The organism is Pseudomonas cichorii (assembly GCF_003700275.1).
Taxonomy (GTDB): Bacteria; Pseudomonadota; Gammaproteobacteria; order Pseudomonadales; family Pseudomonadaceae; genus Aquipseudomonas; species Aquipseudomonas cichorii_B.
In genome coordinates this window covers 1-18,210 of sequence record NZ_RBRE01000010.1, presented here as the reverse complement: position 1 = coordinate 18,210, position 18,210 = coordinate 1, and the positions used below count along the sequence as shown (strand labels likewise).

Genomic DNA, 18,210 nt, shown 5'->3' with positions numbered 1-18,210 from the left:
TGAGCGCCTGACAGCACAGGATTCAGGGCAGATTGCTACTTCACACGTCACATGTTCATCCAAGGACTTCTTCGATGCTCGAAAAAACAACAACAGTTAGCAGCGGAAAACACTACACCAGGCGCCCTCCTGTGTTTCACCTCACTACCCTGGCTCTGGCCTTGAGCAGCGTCATCTCGGCCCAGGCGATGGCTGCGGAACCCACCTCCGACAGCAATGCGCTGCAACTGACCGATATCAACATCAATGCCAACGCTCAGGAGAATCCGACAGCTCCGTTGGCCGGCAAGGTCGCCCTGCGCAATACCAGCGCCACCAAGACCAATGCGGCGATCACCGAAACGCCGCAGTCGTTGTCGGTAGTGACTGCCGATGAACTGCGCGACCGCAAGTCCGACACTTTGGCCGATGCCCTGAGCTATACACCGGGTTTCACCAGTCAGCCCAGCAGTTTCAACCGCACCTCCGACCGCTTCCGTATTCGTGGTTTCGACGTAGAGTCTGCCACCGGTGGATCGCTGCGTGACGGCCTGCGCCTGCAGAACAACTCCTATGACGGCGTCCAGGAACCCTACGGCCTGGAGCGCGTGGAAGTGATTCGCGGCGCGGCGTCGGTCCTGTACGGCCAACTGTCGCCAGGCGGATTCGTCAATGGCGTCAGCAAGCGCCCGACCGATACACCGCTTCATGAACTGGGCCTGCAATACGGCAATAACGACCGCAAGCAACTGACAGCCGACTTCAGCGGCCCGCTGGGCGACAGCGATACCCTCAGCTATCGCCTGACACTGTTGCAGCGTGACAGTGGCACCCAGCAGGACCATATCAACGACGACAAGACCTATATCGCCCCGGCCCTGACCTGGCGCCCTAATGAAGACACGTCGCTGACCTTGCTGGCCTTCCACCAGAAAAGCGACACGCGCTTTTCTGCGCCACTGCCTTACCAGCTCGTCAAAGGCCTCGGCACCGGTCCCTTTACCATTGGCCGTCACGACTTCATCGGTGAGCCCGGTTACGACGACATGAATGGCGAGATGTCCGCCATCGGCTATGAGTTCGAGCATAACTTCAACGAAAATATCCGCATCAGTAACAAGCTGCGTTACTACGAAGCGGAGATGAAGTGGAAGTACATGCAGATCCCGATCAATAACGCAGCAGCCATAGCAGCTGTCAATTCCGCCGCCAGAAATGGCTTACTGACTCGCCAGTATAGCGACCGTCATGAGCGCTCCAGAGCCCTGGCCAGCGATACAAACGTCGAAGCACGCTGGAATATCGGCGGCGTGGAGAACACCTTCCTGATCGGTGCAGACACCTACGATGCCTCGTACGATTCGCATAACTTCCGGGCTAACTCGACCTCTTTGAATCTCGCCACGTACAACTATGGGCAACCGGTGATAGTGAACAAGGCGCAAACAGCTGACCGAGGTTCACAAATCGACACGCTGCAGACCGGTATCTATTTGCAGGACCAAATCAAGTTCGACGATCACTGGCTACTGCTGCTTGGCGGTCGTCATGACTGGGCAGACCAGGATCAAAAAGCTTTTTCGGATGGTCGCAAACTGAAACAGAAAAACGAAGCCACCACCTGGCGTGCCGGTCTGGTGTACCAAGCGGATAACGGTCTGGCTCCGTACATCAGCTACAGCGAATCGTTCTTCCCGGTGGCGGTTGCCGAAGCGCCTAACCAGAACTTCGAGCCAACCGAAGGCAAGCAATATGAAATGGGTATTCGCTACCAGCCTCCTGGCAGCAATATCCTGTTGAGTGCCGCGGTTTATGAGCTGACACAGAAAAACGTAGTGAAGACCGTCAATAACATTCCCTCGCAGACGGGTGAGCAGCGCTCCCGCGGACTGGAACTGGAAGCCAAGGCCGATGTGACGCCGCAACTCAGCGTCATTGCTACCTATGCCTACACCGATTCGCGTATTACTGAAAGCTCGATCCTGAGCGAAGTGGGTCAGCGCAGCGAAGATACGCCATACCATCAGGCCGCGTTGTGGACCGACTACAACTTCGCCCTGCTTGGTCTGCCGCAGTTGAAGATCGGTGGCGGCGCCCGCTACAAAGGCACCACCCAGGCTTCGGGTATCGACTCGCAGATGCCGGCTTACTTCCTGTTCGACGCCATGGCCAGCTACCAGATCGACAAGAACTGGGATATCTCCCTCAACGCAAACAACGTGATGAACAAGAAGTACACCTACTGTGAGTTTGCGATTTGCCGCTACGGCGACGAACGCGAGCTGATCACTTCCGTCAACTTCAGGTGGTGATAGCTGGCCCGGTCGGTGCTGATGCACCGACCGGGCCATGCCTGTAGACGCTATCAGTGAATTTGCTTCTTGCCTGAGCCAGCCGCCGCCAGTACCTCATGGATCACCTGCGACTGCCACGCAAAATACGGGTTGTAAGTCAGGCGCGCATGCACCTTGCCCGGTTCGCGATACCCCCACTCCGAATACCACACCTCCTCTCCCGCTTCGCAACGAGCGACATCCCTGGCATTCAGGCCATTCCAGCAGAAGCGCAGCTTTCCCGAGCGGCCGTACAGCGCATTTTGCGGCGAAAACAGAATACCCATATGGGAAAACTGGCTGATGCGCTCATCGGCAAGACGGTCGCTGCGCGTCAGGATCCGTGATGAATCCGCAACGTTGCCTGCGCCGGCCTGATTATTCTGGCCATACCAGATCAAGCGGCTGGCCGGATGAGTGAAACGGCTCTTGAACAGTTCACGCACATAATGCACGTCGACCACCGAATCCTTTTCGCTCAGGACGATAGCGACAGGCCGGTCAAAGTTTTCATGTTCAATAAGGTCACGGACCACCACGCTGCTGCGATAGAACTGGGCGAAGCCGTTGGTGGGCACGTTGTAATAGCGCACCGGCGATTGCTGCGGACGGGATTCGTTGGGCGAGACAAGCCAGGTCCTGACCGGTGCCAGCCAGGGCGTGACCCAGTCATAGGTTGCGCTGGAACGGATGGCCGGGGAAAACAGTACCAGGCCACTGACGGCGGGATCCTTGATGGCGTAGGCCAGTGCCAGATTGGCGCCAGTCGAGAAGCCGCCCAGATAGACTTCCGGGTATTCCTGGCGCAGCAACGCGACCTGTTCCTTGACCAGAGCCTGCCATTCTTCGAGGCGGGCATCGATCAGGTCCTCGGGTTTGGTGCCGTGCCCCGGTAATAGCGCAACCCGCACGACATAGCCTTGCGCAGCGAAGTCCTGGGCAACGTCAACGAATGACCATGGCGAATCACCCAGCCCGTGCAGCAACAGCAGCGCCTTGCCCGACGGCACGGCGGGCCGTACCTCGAAAGGTGTATTCCACACCAGTTCATTGTCATGACTTTCCGTCTGGAAGCTGCGTTTCTCTCGAACTTCCTGCCGCGTTTCCTGCTGATAGGCCTGAAAGCTGGCGTGGTGGGTGGTGGCCGTCTCGGCATTAGGCTGGCGGCTGCAACCCGCTGCCAGAATCAGTAATGCCAGGCTGGCGGCTACTCTGCCTGTAAGTGATTGCTGCACAAATGCCACACCTTTGCTTAGTGAAAACATCAACGATTACTACTCCATGGGCCTGGTTTTGCAGCTCAATGATTACCTTGTGCCATTGTCATGCATAGTAAGCTCCAGATTCGCCGCCGCGATACGACAAGTCCCGCAGACGGTCAAAATCAGCGACCGGCGACACCACGGTTTGCCCTGCCCTGCAACCTTTCGTAAACTGCCCGCCACTCTCGGCCAGGCCGCCTGTCAGCAGCCTGGCGGACATTTCGCTTCATTCATCGACCAGCGCAGTCAGGACATCCGTGGCAAGAAAATCAAGAAGGGATCTGAGCAATGCAACCGGCACAGGAGAGGCCCCGGTCACGGTGATTGATGTTGCGCGTGAAGCCGGGGTTTCGCCGATCACGGTTTCGCGGGCAGTAAATCGTCCGGAACTGGTCAGTGATGCTACCCGCGAACGGGTGCTGGAAGTGGTCAGGGCCATGGGTTATGTGCCCAATCTGCTGGCCGGCAGCCTCGCCAGCAGCAAGAGCCGGCTGGTGGCCATTCTGCTGCCGACCATCGCCAACTCGATTTTCTCCATTGCTGTGCAAGCCATCATGGATCGCTTGACCGAAGCCGGCTATCAGTCACTGCTTGGCCCTACCGGCTACTCCCCGGAAAAGGAAGAGTCGCTGCTCGAAGCGATCCTGGGCCGCCGCCCCGACGGTATCGTGCTGACCGGTACGCTGCACACCGAAGGCAGCCGTGCGCGTCTTGCGGCTGCGGGAATTCCGGTGGTCGAGGCCTGGGACCTGAGTTCCACTGCTCTGGATATGCAGGTCGGCTTTTCCCATGAACAGGTCGGCGAACAGGTGGCCGACCATTTCGTTGCCAAGGGCTATCAGCGCTTTTCGGTCATCACCATCGATGATCCGCGTGGTATTCGTCGTTGCAACAGCCTGATCCAGCGTCTCGAACAGCATGGCATCACCCAGGTGCCGGTCGAGATCCTGCCGCTGCCCGCCACCTGGGAAGTCGGCCGTGAAGGGCTCAAGCGCCTGTGGCTGAACCCGCAACCTCCGCAACTGGTGTTCTGCAGTTCCGACACTGTTGCCATGGGCGTCCTCGCCCAGGCTGCGGAAATGGGCCTGCGGGTACCTCAAGACATTGCCGTACTGGGCTTTGGCGATACGACCAATAGTCGCTTTGCACAGCCTGCACTGTCGACCATCAGCGTCAACGCAGCGCTGATGGGGCATGAAGTGGCGCAGGCTCTACTACGCCGTTTCGACGGCGATAGCTCGGTCACCCATTTCAACACTGGCTTCTCGCTGATCGAACGCGCCAGCACCTGATTCCCCGCCTTTTACAAAAAAACTGCTGCCTTGGGCTTGAATGATAACGTTATCTGAATAATGATAACGTTATCGTTGTACGACAACGTACGAGACAGCCAACCCTGCTCGCGTCCATCTACCCGCATAAAAACAACTAGTGGGAGCGCCATACATGCAACAACCCAAGAAAACCCGCGCCCGGCATCTGATCCTGCTCATGCTGTTTCTGGTGACCACGATCAACTTTGCCGACCGCGCAACCATCTCGATTGCCGGCTCCAGCATCCAGAAAGATCTGGGCATCGACTCGATCACCCTCGGCTATATCTTTTCCGCTTTCGGCTGGGCCTATGTACTGGGCCAGATTCCGGGCGGCTGGCTGCTGGATCGCTTCGGCTCGAAAAAGGTTTACGCAGCCAGCATCTTCACCTGGTCACTGTTCACCCTGCTGCAGGGTTATATCGGTGAGTTCGGCGTCGGCACGGCGGTGGTCCTGCTTATCCTGCTGCGCATGATGGTCGGCCTGGCCGAAGCGCCCTCCTTTCCGGGGAATGCACGCATCGTCGCTTCATGGTTCCCGACCAAGGAGCGCGGTACGGCGTCCGCGATCTTCAACTCTGCCCAGTACTTCGCCACGGCCCTGTTTGCACCGCTGATGGGCTGGATCGTCTACAGCTTTGGCTGGCAGCACGTGTTCATCGTCATGGGCATCCTGGGTATCGTGTTCTCGATCATCTGGCTGAAGGTCATCTACAGTCCGAAGGATCATCCGCTGGCCAATGCCGAAGAAGTGCGCTACATCGCGGAAAATGGCGGCCTCGTCGATCTGGACGACCAGCGTAAAAAGGTCGATGGCGGGCCGAAATGGGATTACATCCGCCAACTGCTGACCAATCGCATGATGGCCGGTGTCTATCTGGGCCAGTTCTGCATCAACTCGCTGACCTACTTCTTCCTGACCTGGTTTCCGGTGTATCTGGTCCAGGAACGCGGCATGACCATTCTCAAGGCCGGGATCATCGCCTCCCTGCCAGCCATCTGCGGCTTTCTCGGTGGTGTATTGGGTGGCGTGTTCTCGGACATGCTGCTGCGTCGCGGCAACTCCCTGAGCGTGGCGCGCAAGACACCGATCGTGCTAGGCATGCTGCTGTCGATGTCGATGATCATCTGTAACTACGTCGAGGCCGACTGGATGGTCGTGGCGTTCATGGCCCTGGCCTTTTTCGGCAAGGGCGTCGGGGCGCTGGGCTGGGCGGTGGTGTCCGACACCTCGCCGAAGCAGATCGCCGGTCTGTCCGGTGGCCTGTTCAACACCATCGGCAATATCTCCTCCATCACCACACCTATCGTGATCGGCTACATCATCGCCGCCACCGGCTCGTTCAAGATGGCTCTGGTGTTTATCGGCGCCAACGCCTTGATCGCGGCTATCAGCTACCTGTTTATCGTCGGTGATATCAAGCGTATTCAACTCAAGGGCATTCCCGACTCGCCGGATGAGCAACCGGCACAGGCTGAATCCCCGGCAACCCCTCAGGCACCTCGCTGATCCCAAACAAGAAAGGACTTTATAGATGAACGATCTGACCTCCAATCAAGCGACCCGCGGCGCCCCGGTGATCACCGAACTGCAAGTGGTGCCGGTGGCCGGGCATGACAGCATGCTGCTCAATCTCAGCGGCGCCCACAGCCCGTTCTTTACCCGGAACGTGCTGATCCTCAAGGACAATGCCGGGCATGTCGGTGTGGGTGAAGTTCCGGGCGGCGAAGGTATCCGCCAGACCCTGGAAGACGCCAGGCATCTGCTGATCGGCCAGTCCATCGGCAATTACCAGCGCCTGCTGAACCAGGTGCGCACAGCCTTTGCCGACCGTGATTCGGGAGGCCGCGGCCTGCAGACTTTCGATCTGCGCATCGCCATCCATGCGGTCACCGCTGTGGAGTCGGCCTTGCTCGACCTGCTCGGCCAGCACCTTGAGGTGCCGGTGGCGGCACTGCTCGGCGAAGGTCAGCAACGCGATGCCGTCGAAATGCTCGGCTATCTGTTCTACGTCGGTGACCGGACCCGTACCGACCTGGCCTATCGTTGCGAAGCCGATGCCGACAATGCCTGGTTCCGTTTGCGCAATGAACAGGCACTGACCCCGGAGACCATCGTCAAGCTGGCAGAGGCAGCCTACGAACGCTATGGCTTCAAGGACTTCAAGCTCAAGGGCGGCGTGCTGCGCGGCGATGAAGAAATCGAAGCGGTCACCGCGCTGGCCGAACGCTTCCCGGATGCACGCATCACCCTGGACCCGAACGGTGCCTGGTCGCTGAAAGAAGCCATTCGCCTGTGTCGCGACCAGCATCATGTACTGGCTTATGCGGAAGATCCTTGCGGCGCGGAGAATGGCTTCTCGGGTCGCGAGGTCATGGCCGAATTCCGCCGTGCCACCGGCTTGCGTACCGCAACCAATATGATCGCCACCGACTGGCGGCAGATGGGTCATGCGATCCAGTCGCAGTCGGTGGATATTCCGCTGGCCGATCCGCATTTCTGGACCATGCAGGGTTCGGTACGGGTCGCGCAGATGTGCAACGAGTGGGGACTGACCTGGGGTTCACATTCCAATAACCATTTCGATATCTCGCTGGCGATGTTCACCCAGGTAGCGGCTGCTGCGCCTGGACAGATCACCGCCATCGATACCCACTGGATCTGGCAGGACGGCCAGCGCCTGACCAGAGAACCCCTGAAAATCGAAGGTGGGCTGGTTGCGGTACCGAAAAAGCCGGGGCTGGGTATCGAGCTGGATATGGACGCCTTGCAAAAGGCCCATGAAATCTACAAAGGCATGGGGCTGGGGGCTCGCGATGATGCCACCGCCATGCAGTACCTGATTCCAGACTGGACATTCAACAACAAGCAGCCCTGCCTGGTGCGCTGATGTAAATCCATGACCTGGCCAATGCTGGCAGCCGGCGCACAACCCCCTTGTGCGCCGTTTTTTATTGTCCCGGGCAAAAATGCCTGCTCCTGGGACCTGCAACACCGAGATCTTGTAACAAGATGCGTACAGGATTGAATGCAGAGCCGCGTCAGTCACCATTTCTGCAGCGTTTTGATGCCTTTGTCATTAACCATTCAAATCAATTGCTTAGCATATAAAAAGCACGCAAAAGCAGAGCATTGCATCGCCCCTGAAAGCCTTTGCGGCCTGTAACGGCCACTACCTTAAAATGTATATACAAGCAATCCGGGGTGAGCATATTCGTGACCCATATCTCACTATGGGCGTCGAAAGCTTGTCCTGCTACATCATCATGGATGACAAAATGCCACATACAATATTTCCGCAAATTGGCAGAGTCATGGCCAATATTGGTAATCGGAATTTTTCACGCGCGTTTCATGAGCTGATCAACACCCAACTGGCTGTCGATGCCGCACATCTCCACGCTTTGCCACAACCCTGGCAATCACCGCCTTCTTCGGGCAGGGCGATGTTTGACGACACGGTCGCTTCACGTGGCCATGTACTGTTCACGGATTCTGCCCACCTTTATCCGGAGCAGGAGTCCGATGGCTATTGCTGCCGAATCACGGTCTTTCGCGCCCCGCCGTCTCCATGCTTTTCCGCGGCCGAACGCCGTCGGCTGAAAGACATCTCGCCTTTCCTGTTTTCGATCCTGGAAAAACATGTGCAGGCCTTGCAGACAGCAATCTCCAGAGCCGAGGCAAGCAAGACCGAAAGCCTCGAAGACCGGTTTCACGAGCGTTTGCGCGAAACCGGCCTGAAACTCTCCGAACGGGAAACCCAGGTCTGTCTCGGGCTGCTGGCCGGGCATACCGCTCTGGAGCAGGCTGAACGCTTGACGCTGAAGGTAAATACGGTCGGCAGTTACCAGCGCCGCGCCGCCGTCAAACTGGGCATCAGCGGACGTCACTCGCTGATGCGCTGGATGTATGCCACACCCGAGGTCATCTCCATGGCCAATTGAGACCATGGACACGACAGGTACAGGCGCGGTCAGTCCCGCGCCAAGGCCTCGATAGGGTCCAGCCGTGCGGCATTGCGTGCCGGTACAAAGCCGAACAGCACGCCGATCAATGTCGAACAGGCAAAGGCCGTTACGATCGATGCCGGGGAAAACACCATTTCCCATTGTTTGACGAACAGCGTGAACAGGTAGCCGATCCCGTAGGACAAGGCGATACCGATGACCCCGCCGATCAGACAGACCATCACCGCCTCCACCAGGAACTGCTGACGGATATCCGACTGGCGAGCGCCGACGGCCATGCGGATGCCGATCTCGCGGGTCCGCTCGGTAACCGATACCAGCATGATGTTCATCACCCCGATCCCGCCGACCACCAGGGAAATCACCGCAATCAGCGACAGCAGCAAGGTCAGTGAGCGGCTGGTTTTCTGTACCGTCTGCATTACGCTGTCGAGGTTGTTGGTAAAGAAATCCTTGGTGCCATGACGTTGCAGCATCAAGGCCTTGATCTCTTCTTCCACCTGCTTGCTCGGCATGCCGTCCTTGACCCGCACGCTGATGCTGTCCAGATGACGCTGGCCAAGCACACGCCCGGCAGCCGTTTCATAGGGCATCCAGATATTCAGGGTGTTACCGGCGATGAACAGGTTCTTGTGATCGCTGGTGACGCCAATCACCGTGCATGGCAGGTTGCCGATCAGGATCACTTGCCCCAGCGGATTGACGCCCGGTCCGAACAGGCGTTGCGCGGTATTGTGGTCCAGCACCACGACCTGGGCCTGGCGCCGCGCATCCTGTTCATTGAAGGTGATGCCCGACGCCAACTGGATATTGCGTACCTGGAAGTAGCGGCTGCTGACACCATTGAGCTGGGCATCGACGTCGATATTGCGGTAGCGCACCAGCATGCTGCGACCGACCACCGGGGTGGCGCTGTCGATGTAATACATCTGGTTGAGTGCAGTGACATCGGACGGCAACAGCGTTTCGATGGACTTGGCCCGGCTGTCGCCAAAGTTGCTGCCGGCGTAGATATCGATGGTGTTGCTGCCGATAGCCTGGATGTCCTTGAGCACGTAGCGCTTGGCACCCTCGCCTATCGCCGAGATCGACACCACCGAGGTGATGCCGATGACAATCCCGAGCATGGTCAGCAAGGTGCGCATGCGGTGCGAGATCAAAGCGATCCAGGCCATGTTGAAGGCTTCGCGGAACAACCCGAAGCTGACCCCGAAACGCCCGACTGCGGCATGCTGCGATGCCGCTTCGGGCTCGGGTGCAGACTGGGTTTTCTGGACCGTGCGCTGGTCGCTGATGATTTCGCCGTCGCTGACCTCGATGATCCGCTCGGCATTGGCCGCCACCTTGGGGTCGTGGGTCACCAGAATGACCGTGTGGCCCAGAGCATGCAGCTCCAGCAGGATGTTCATCACTTCCTTGCCGCTGGCAGTATCGAGGGCACCGGTCGGTTCGTCGGCGAGGATGACCTGGCCACCGTTCATCAATGCCCGGGCAATACTGACCCGCTGCTGCTGGCCACCGGACATCTGGCTCGGCCTGTGCGCCAGGTGCCCTGCCAGGCCAAGGCGGGTCAATAGTTCTTCGGCACGCTTGTGGCGCTGTGCCTGTGAGGATCCGGCATAAACCGCCGGAATCTCGACGTTACGCACTGCATCCAGGTGCGGCAGCAAGTGATAACGCTGGAAAATGAAGCCGAAATGGTCACGGCGCAACGCCGCCAGCGCTTCGTCATCCAGGTCACGGGTTTCCTGGCCGTTGACTTTGTAGCTGCCGCTGCTGGCATGGTCCAGGCAACCGAGAATGTTCATCAGGGTCGATTTACCCGAACCCGAGGCACCGATAATCGCCACCAGTTCACCGGCATGAATCGCCAGATCAATGTGTTTGAGCGCCAGAAACTCCCGGTCGCCGGCCATGAAGCTGCGGCTCACGCCCTCAAGGTGCAGAATCGGGTTGCCCGGCTGGATCGTCGTCTCGTGCAGCGCGGCAACCTCTACCTTCTGGTTCATGCTCATGACCCCGCCACGGTCGCTGACGGATCGGCGATCACCACCTGGTCACCTTCGGCAAGTCCGTCCTTGATCTCCACCTGAACGTTATTGTTGATACCGGTCTGAACCTTGCGCTCCTGAGCGAAGCCGCCCTTGTCCAGCACACGCACGGTGTAGGAACCCTCGGCGTGGCGTGCGCCCAGTGCCGCCACCGGCATGCTCAGTGCGCCCTTGGCGGTGTCGAGGACGATCCGCACCTGGGCGGTCATGGAAATGCGCAGGCGGTGATCGAGGTTCGGCACCTCGAACAGCGCGTTATAGAAGACCGCCGAATTCTGCTTGGAGGACGAACTGCCGCTTTCGGTTTCCAGATAATCCTGCGGCGCAGGCTCGGTGCCGCGCAGCTTGGCGTAGTAACGCTTGTCTTCGCCCAGAATCGTGAAGTAGACCTCCTGGCCGGTGCTGATATGGATGACGTCCGCTTCGGAAACCTGCGCCTTGATGGTCATGGTGTCCAGATCTGCCAGCTTGAGCAGTACCGGTGCCAGTTGCTGGGCGATTACAGTCTGGCCTTCCTGAGTCACGATACCGACCACATCGCCGTCGATGGGCGCGACGATCCGGGTATAGCCCAGGTTGACCTTGGCGGTGTCGATCTGCACCTGCGCACTCTTGATCTGCGCTTCCAGAGCGCTGACGTTGGCCCGCTGAACTTCATAGTCGGACTCGGCATTCTCGAAGTCCTGACGGGAAATAGACTGATCGGTCTGTAATTCCTTGTAGCGATCATACAGACGCTTGGCCTGCTTCATCTGGGCCACGGCAGAGAGCCGATCAGCCTGCAGTTTATCCTCGTCGACTTCGGCCTGACGCAAGGTGTTGCGCAGCACCAGCGGGTCGATCTCGGCCAGCCACTGGCCTTTGGTGACCTTGTCGCCAAGCTTGACCTTGAGCGACTTCAATTGCCCTGAAACCTGAGCACCGACGTCTACCTGCTTGATGCCTTCCAGCACCCCGGTGGCCAGTACCGCGTTTTCGATGTCGCTTCGCTCGACCCTGGCGGTGATGTAGGTCGGCGGCTTGGCCGGGGCCTCGATGGCATACAGCACGGCACCTGCAACCAATACCAGAGCAGTGCCCAATCCAACCTTACGCAATTTCGACTTGTTCATAGATGCCCACTGAGACTTGAAGATCGTGCCCCCAGGCGGGGCGACGACTGACTTTGCGATTTACTGTGCAGCGGAGCGTCCCGCACCAGACTGCGGGACCAGCTCCTTCCTTCACGGCGTCATGACAGCGTTTCCTCGACCACGATGGACTGCCGGTCGTACCACCAGGCCGCGAGGCTGTAGACGTCCGGAGCCTTGAGGATGCTGAAGTGGTTACCTGGTCCGTCCCAGATCGCCAGTTGCGGCAACAGGTGCTGCCAGCCGACCGCCATGGCGGCCTGTTCCAGCAGGTTGCCCTCGGCATCCAGGCGGGTGTCCGTCACGCGCACCAGGCTGGCCGGGCCGGTATAACCCTGGCCCGGGCGGTACACAGTGCGCAGGGCACTGGCGAAGGTCCGGAAGATGCCATGCAGCGCCTGTGGCGCCAGGCGTGGCGGCAACAGACCGACACGTACCATGGCTTCCTGCAGCAGACGCAACTGGGTGCTGTCGTCGCTGGCAACGAAGCTCTGCGGGTCGATATCCAGGCGTTTGCCGCTGGATATCTGCAGCGCCTCGATCAGTTCCTTGAGGGCCGCCGTCGTGGTGTAAGGCTTGCTGCACAAACCATCGCCACCAGGTGCTTCGCTGTCGATCAGGGTCAGGGACGCAACTTCGCGGCCACTTGCCTGCAGCTTCACTGCCATGGCATGCGCTGCCCATCCGCCAAACGAATGCCCGACCAGATGCAATGGACCTTGCGGATAGAAATCCTCGATCTCTTGCATATAACGCTCTGCCGCCGCCTCGACACTGCGATGCGGAACACTGCGCCCATCCAGGCCACGCGGCTGCATGCCGTAGATCGGCCAGTCCGGCCCAAAGGCTTCGACCAGGCCGATAAAGCTGGTGACACTGTCACCGGCACCCGGGACGCAGAACAACGGAGTCTTCCCGCCCTTGCCACTCTGGATTGCCAGCAATGCCTGATAGGCCGGTGCTGCAGGCGCCCTGACAGGCTCAGCCGCCAGCACCTGAGCGATGGCCTGGCCGAGCACTTGCACATTCGGCGCCTGCATCATGCTCTGGTGATCGCCCGGCACGCTGATGCTGTATATCTGCTCTGCCTGCAAGGCCTCGGCCCAGCCAAGCGTCGCACTGGTACCAACCGGTGCCATTGGGCGTTCGTCGGCACAGAACAGATGCACCGGCAGGCTGACAGGCTCCAGTCGGTAATGAGCCAGCGCCTGACCGTGGGCCACTTCCCGCTCCAGGTAATGCTGCAATTGCGCGTCGCTGGCCTGCGCCAGCTCCGGATACAGCAGTTGCTCGTTGCGGCACAGCAACAGCAGCGCCTCGAAGCCCGGCATTGCCGGTTGCTCCAGAATCGAAGCCAGACGCGCCAGCGGCACAACACCCGCCTCGCCCTGGGCTTTCCAGTGCGCAGTGCAGTGCGACAGCAATTGCCGCTCCAGCAGGTTCGGCCCCTGCCAGCGTGCCTTGCCCTGATCGGTCAGGCGCGGCACGTAGCTGTCGATCAGGCCGAGGAAACCGACCTTTTCGTCCATCCCCAACAGTTGCGTAGCCACTTCATAAGCCAGCACGCCACCGAACGACCAGCCGGCCAGACGATAAGGGCCCTGCGGCTGTACGCCACGAATCCGCTCGACCAGACGCGCCGCCAGGCATTCGATGGTGCGCAACTGCGGCTCGCCCAGGCCGATGCCCGGCAGTCCGTAGATCGGGAAATCACCGTCCAGATGACGGCCCAATACCGGGAAGTAGGCATCCAGCCCCGTGAAGTCATGAATCAGGAACAGCGGCGGCTGGTTGCCATCCGCGCGCACCGTGATGACTTCTTCGGCGGCTGTCGGACCTGCCGGACGCTGGTCGAGCAGACCGGCCAGCGCCGCGATGCTGGAGTGCTGGAACAGCTCGGCCAGACTCAGTGGCACGCCGGACTTCTGGATCAGGCTGACCAGCCGGATTGCCGACAGCGAATGCCCGCCCAGCTCGAAGAAACTGTCGTGACGCCCGATCCGCTCGACTTCCAGCACCTCGGCCCACAGTTCGGCCAGGCGCTCTTCCAGCGGTGTCGCCGGAGCCTGATAGGTCGCGGTCGCCATGGCGTCGAGACTTGGCATCGGTAGCGCCCTGCGGTCGACCTTGCCGTTCTGGGTCAGTGGCAATGCATCGAGGCCGACATAGGCAGCCGGCACCATGTATTCCGGCAGGCGACCCAGCAGATGGGTGCGCAACATGGCGCCATCGAGTGCTGGATCCAGGCGAGTGAAATACGCCACCAGACGCAACGCGCCCTGCTCCAGGCGCTGGGTCAGCACCACCACTTCGCCAACACCCGGGCATAGCGCCAGTTGTTGCTCGATTTCCCCGAGCTCGATACGCACACCGCGAATCTTCACCTGATCGTCGTTACGCCCCAGATACTCCAGCGTGCCGTCGGCCAGCCAGCGCACCAGGTCACCGGTGCGGTACATGCGCGCCTGCGGCTGTTCGCTGAACGGGTCATCGAGGAAGCGTTCGGCAGTCAGGTCCGGACGGTTCAGATAGCCACGGGCAACACCGGCACCGCCGATGTACAACTCGCCATGCACACCGAGCGCCACAGGCTGCTGCCGCTCGTTGAGGACATACAAGCGGGCATTGCTGACCGGCTTGCCGATATGCAGCACGCCGCCCACTTCCATGGTCCCGGAACTGGCCACCACCGTGGCTTCGGTCGGACCGTAGTTGTTGACCACCGCAAAGCCGGGATCGCGGTTGAAATTGCGCAGACGGTCACCACCAATCAGCAGGGTGCGCAAGGTCGGATGGCGCAGCTCGCGGCTGAACGCATACTCGGCCACCGGCGTCGGCAGGAACGCCACCTGCAGCGGCTGGGCCAGCCACCAGTCGAGCAGCGCATCGAGCTGTTCGTTCTCGATTTCGCTCGGCGGAATATGCAGCACGGCACCTGCGCACAGCGCTGGCCAGACTTCCCAGGCCATGGCATCGAAGCCAAAACCGGCGACGCTGGCGGTGTGGCTGCCGGCGTGCAGGTCGAAGGCCTGGCAATGCCAGTCCACCAGGTTGCTCAAGGTGTGGTGTTCGACCATCACGCCTTTGGGCAGCCCGGTAGAGCCCGAGGTATAGATCACATAGGCCAGATGACCGGAGGTCAGGCCTGCAACCTGTGGATTGCCTGCATGGGCAGGCCAGTCCGGATTGTCGAGGGCAATCACCGGCACCGCGACTTGTGGCAGACGCTGCAACAGATCGAACTGGGTCAGCACCACGCTTGGCGCGCTGTTTTCCAGCAGATAAGCAATACGCTCGTCCGGATGCGCCGGATCGACCGGAACATAACCTGCCCCGGCCTTGAGCACCGCCAGCAGGCCGACCAGGGTTTCCAGGCCACGCCGGGCGAGCACCGCCACGCGATCGTCCGGACGTACACCCAGGCCGATCAGATGATGAGCCAACGCATTGGCGCGGTGGTTCAACTCGCTGTAGCTGAGGTATTGACCGCCCACTTGCGCGGCGATGGCATCGGGTTGCAGGACCGCCTGCCGTTCGATGCGCTGATGGATCGTCAGTACGGTTTCATGCTCGGCCTGGTGGGCATTGAAGACCTCCAGCAGTTCGACCCGCTCGGCAACCGGCAGAATATCCAGTGTCTCCACCGGCGTCTGCGGTGCCTGTTCAAGAGCCTGCATCAAGCTGTGCATGGCATTGACCAGATAGGCACAGATGCGTCGCGCATCAATGCCTGCCGAGGTCAGCGCGCTCAACTCGAAGTCCTCGCCCAGATCATCGACGCTGAGGGTCAGCGGATAACTGCTGCGCTCTTCGGCCTGCAACAGTTCGATGCCCTGCCAGGCAGTGCTGGCTGCTTCGTCAGTAGCTTGCGGTGCCGAGCTGTGGCGATAGTTGAACAGCGCGCTGAACAACGGCGCCCCCGCAGGCAAGGCACTGCAACGCTGAGCCAGGGCCAACGGCGCATGTTCGTGGGCGAACAGCCCGGTCAGGCGCCGGTGAGTCTGCAGCACCACGTCACGAACCGGTTGCTCACCCAGGTCGATACGCAACGGCAAGGTGTTGATGAACACTCCCAGCGTACGCTCCACACCTTCCCCGCCTTGCAGACGACCAAGCAGTACCGTACCGAACACCACCTTGTCGCGACCGGACAGATGGCCCAGTACCTGAGCCCAGGCCAGGTGCATCAGACTTGCGGCGCTGACACCCAGTTGCCGGGCCTGATCGCGAACACGACGCGACAAGGCTGCATCCAGACGCTGACGGGCTTCGCCGGGCACCTCAGTGCCGGGCAGCGACGCCTGGCCGTAAGGCAGGGTCGGCTCGTCGAGGTCGCCCAGTTGCTCGCGGAAGAACGCTTCATGGGCTTCATCACCCGGCCCCAGCAAGGCCTGAGCGATGTAATTGCGGTACGGCACGGGCTCGGGCAACTGCGCTTCGAGGCCGAGCAGTACGGCTTGCAGCTCGTGGCTCAGCAGTTCCAGCGCCATGTGATCCATGATCAGGTGATGGAACAGCAGCACTGCGACGATGCGCTGGTTGTCCGGATCGTCGGCATGCACCAGGCGCAGAAGCGGCGCCTGATCCAGTTCCAGCGGCTCGGCGTCGCTCAAGGCCGCCAGCGGCACTTCGACGACCGGCAGCTCGGCATTGCGCCAGACCACCTGCACCGGTGTTTCCAGACCTTCCCAGCACAGCGAAGTGCGCAGCACGTCGTTGCGCGCGATGACCCGCTGCAAGGCCGCGCAGAAGGCATTCAGCCGCTCGCGGTCGGCAAACGCAAAGCGCGCCTGCAGACGATAGGGATCGTCCCCAACCGAAGACAGGTAATGGTAGAAGATACCGGCCTGCAGCGGCCCAAGCGGGTAGATGTCCTGCACATTGGCGGTGCCGCCGGGAATGCTGGCGACGATGCGGTCGATGGCAGGCTGTTCCAGCTTGACCAGCGGCAACAGCTGCGGAGTGATCCGCACACAATCCGTGGTGATCAGGTTGGCCGGCACTTGCACGCTGGAATGCGTGCCGATGCCATTGGCCAGAGCCGCGAGGGTCGGCTGGGCGAACAGGACGCGGATATCCGCATCCAGCCCGAGACGACGCATGCGCGCAACCAGGGTAACGGCCAGCAGCGAATGCCCGCCCAACTCAAAGAAGTTGTCGTGACGACCGACCTGCTCAACCTGTAACAACTCGCTCCAGATCTGCGCCAGATCGGTTTCCAGCTGGCCTTGCGGCGCCTCGTAGTCGCGACCTGGCAATGCATCGCGATCCGGCACCGGCAAGGCACGCCGGTCGACCTTGCCGTTGGCCGTCAGCGGCCAGGCATCGAGGCGGACAAAGGCGCTCGGCACCATATAGCCCGGCAGCGTGGTCAGTAATGCAGCGCGCAGTTCGCTGACCGAATTCGCCGTGGCATTGGCCTGTTCGATGAAATAGGCCACCAGTCGCGACTGGCCCGGTTCGTCTTCCCGCGCCAGCACCAGGGCTTCTTCGATACCCGGCAGCAAACCCAACTGGCTTTCGATTTCGCCCAGTTCGATTCGCACGCCACGGATCTTCACCTGATCGTCGTTGCGGCCCAGATAATCCAGAGTGCCGTCGGCATTCCAGCGCGCCAGGTCGCCAGTGCGGTACATGCGAGCGCCCGGTTGCTGGCTGAAAGGATCATCGAGGAAGCGTTCGGCGGTCATTTCCGCACGATTCAGGTAACCACGGGCCACGCCGTCACCGCCCACATACAGCTCACCGGCAACCCCGAACGGCACCAGTTGCTGGTGTTCGTCCAGCAAGTACACCTGGGTATTGGCAATCGGCTTGCCGATATCCAGACTGCCATCGGGCAGCAAGCGGCCCGAAGTGGCTACGACGGTGGATTCGGTCGGGCCGTAGTTGTTGATCACGGCAAAGCCCGGATCGCGATGGAACTGGCGCAGGCGGTCGCCACCGATCAACAGGGTTTTCAGGGTTGGATGGCGCAACTCACGACTGAACGCATATTCGGCCACCGGCGTGGACAGGAACGCCACTTGCAGCGGTTGGGCCAGCCACCAGTCGAGCAACGCATCGAGCTGTTCGTTGCTGACATCGGCAGGCGGCAAGTGCAAGGTCGCGCCGGCGCACAAGGCTGGCCAGACTTCCCAGGCCATGGCGTCAAAACCGAAACCGGCCACGCT

At 60.4% G+C, this 18,210-nt stretch carries 8 protein-coding genes and 2 pseudogenes; 5 read left to right on the top strand and 5 right to left on the bottom strand.

What is annotated here, in order from left to right; all coding sequences use genetic code 11:
- Positions 1-74: 74 nt before the first annotated feature.
- Positions 75-2,291, top strand: coding sequence for a TonB-dependent siderophore receptor (locus ALQ04_RS02115; protein WP_122314197.1), 2,217 nt, complete (start codon positions 75-77; stop codon positions 2,289-2,291).
- 53 nt (positions 2,292-2,344) lie between these two features.
- On the opposite strand, the gene ALQ04_RS02110 is transcribed toward ALQ04_RS02115, so the two are convergent.
- Entirely contained in the window at positions 2,345-3,496 is a 1,152-nt protein-coding gene (locus ALQ04_RS02110) for a carboxylesterase (RefSeq protein WP_259644883.1), read from the bottom strand.
- A gap of 335 nt (positions 3,497-3,831) precedes the next feature.
- On the opposite strand from ALQ04_RS02110, the gene ALQ04_RS02105 reads away from it, so the two are divergent.
- The 4 genes from ALQ04_RS02105 (at position 3,832) to ALQ04_RS02090 (ending at position 8,832) form a co-directional block, all read left to right on the top strand.
- The gene (locus ALQ04_RS02105) at positions 3,832-4,866 is read left to right on the top strand and encodes a LacI family DNA-binding transcriptional regulator (protein ID WP_122314193.1); all 1,035 of its coding nucleotides are present in this window, start codon (positions 3,832-3,834) and stop codon (positions 4,864-4,866) included.
- 154 nt (positions 4,867-5,020) lie between these two features.
- The gene (locus ALQ04_RS02100; RefSeq protein ID WP_122314192.1) at positions 5,021-6,397 is read left to right on the top strand and encodes an MFS transporter; all 1,377 of its coding nucleotides are present in this window, start codon (positions 5,021-5,023) and stop codon (positions 6,395-6,397) included.
- A 25-nt stretch (positions 6,398-6,422) separates the two neighbouring features.
- Complete coding sequence (gene gudD, locus ALQ04_RS02095) at positions 6,423-7,778, top strand: glucarate dehydratase (RefSeq protein ID WP_122314190.1); 1,356 nt, start codon at positions 6,423-6,425, stop codon at positions 7,776-7,778.
- 388 nt (positions 7,779-8,166) lie between these two features.
- Positions 8,167-8,832 carry a LuxR C-terminal-related transcriptional regulator gene (locus ALQ04_RS02090; protein WP_122314257.1) on the top strand — a complete coding sequence of 222 codons (666 nt, stop codon included), beginning with the start codon at positions 8,167-8,169 and terminating at the stop codon, positions 8,830-8,832.
- Between the two features lie 29 nt (positions 8,833-8,861).
- On the opposite strand, the pseudogene ALQ04_RS27560 reads toward ALQ04_RS02090, so the two are convergent.
- The 4 genes and pseudogenes from ALQ04_RS27560 to ALQ04_RS02075 all read right to left on the bottom strand — a co-directional run.
- Positions 8,862-10,064 (bottom strand): annotated as a pseudogene (locus ALQ04_RS27560) (ABC transporter permease); the annotation flags it as partial.
- Between the two features lie 77 nt (positions 10,065-10,141).
- Positions 10,142-10,865: pseudogene (locus tag ALQ04_RS27555) on the bottom strand (ATP-binding cassette domain-containing protein); the annotation flags it as partial.
- Between the two features lie 2 nt (positions 10,866-10,867).
- Positions 10,868-12,019 (bottom strand): macrolide transporter subunit MacA, encoded by a 1,152-nt coding sequence (macA, locus tag ALQ04_RS02080; RefSeq protein ID WP_122314186.1) that lies wholly within the window; start codon positions 12,017-12,019, stop codon positions 10,868-10,870.
- Between the two features lie 119 nt (positions 12,020-12,138).
- The coding region (locus tag ALQ04_RS02075) for a non-ribosomal peptide synthetase (protein WP_122314184.1) at positions 12,139-18,210 on the bottom strand (6,072 nt) is incomplete at its 5' end.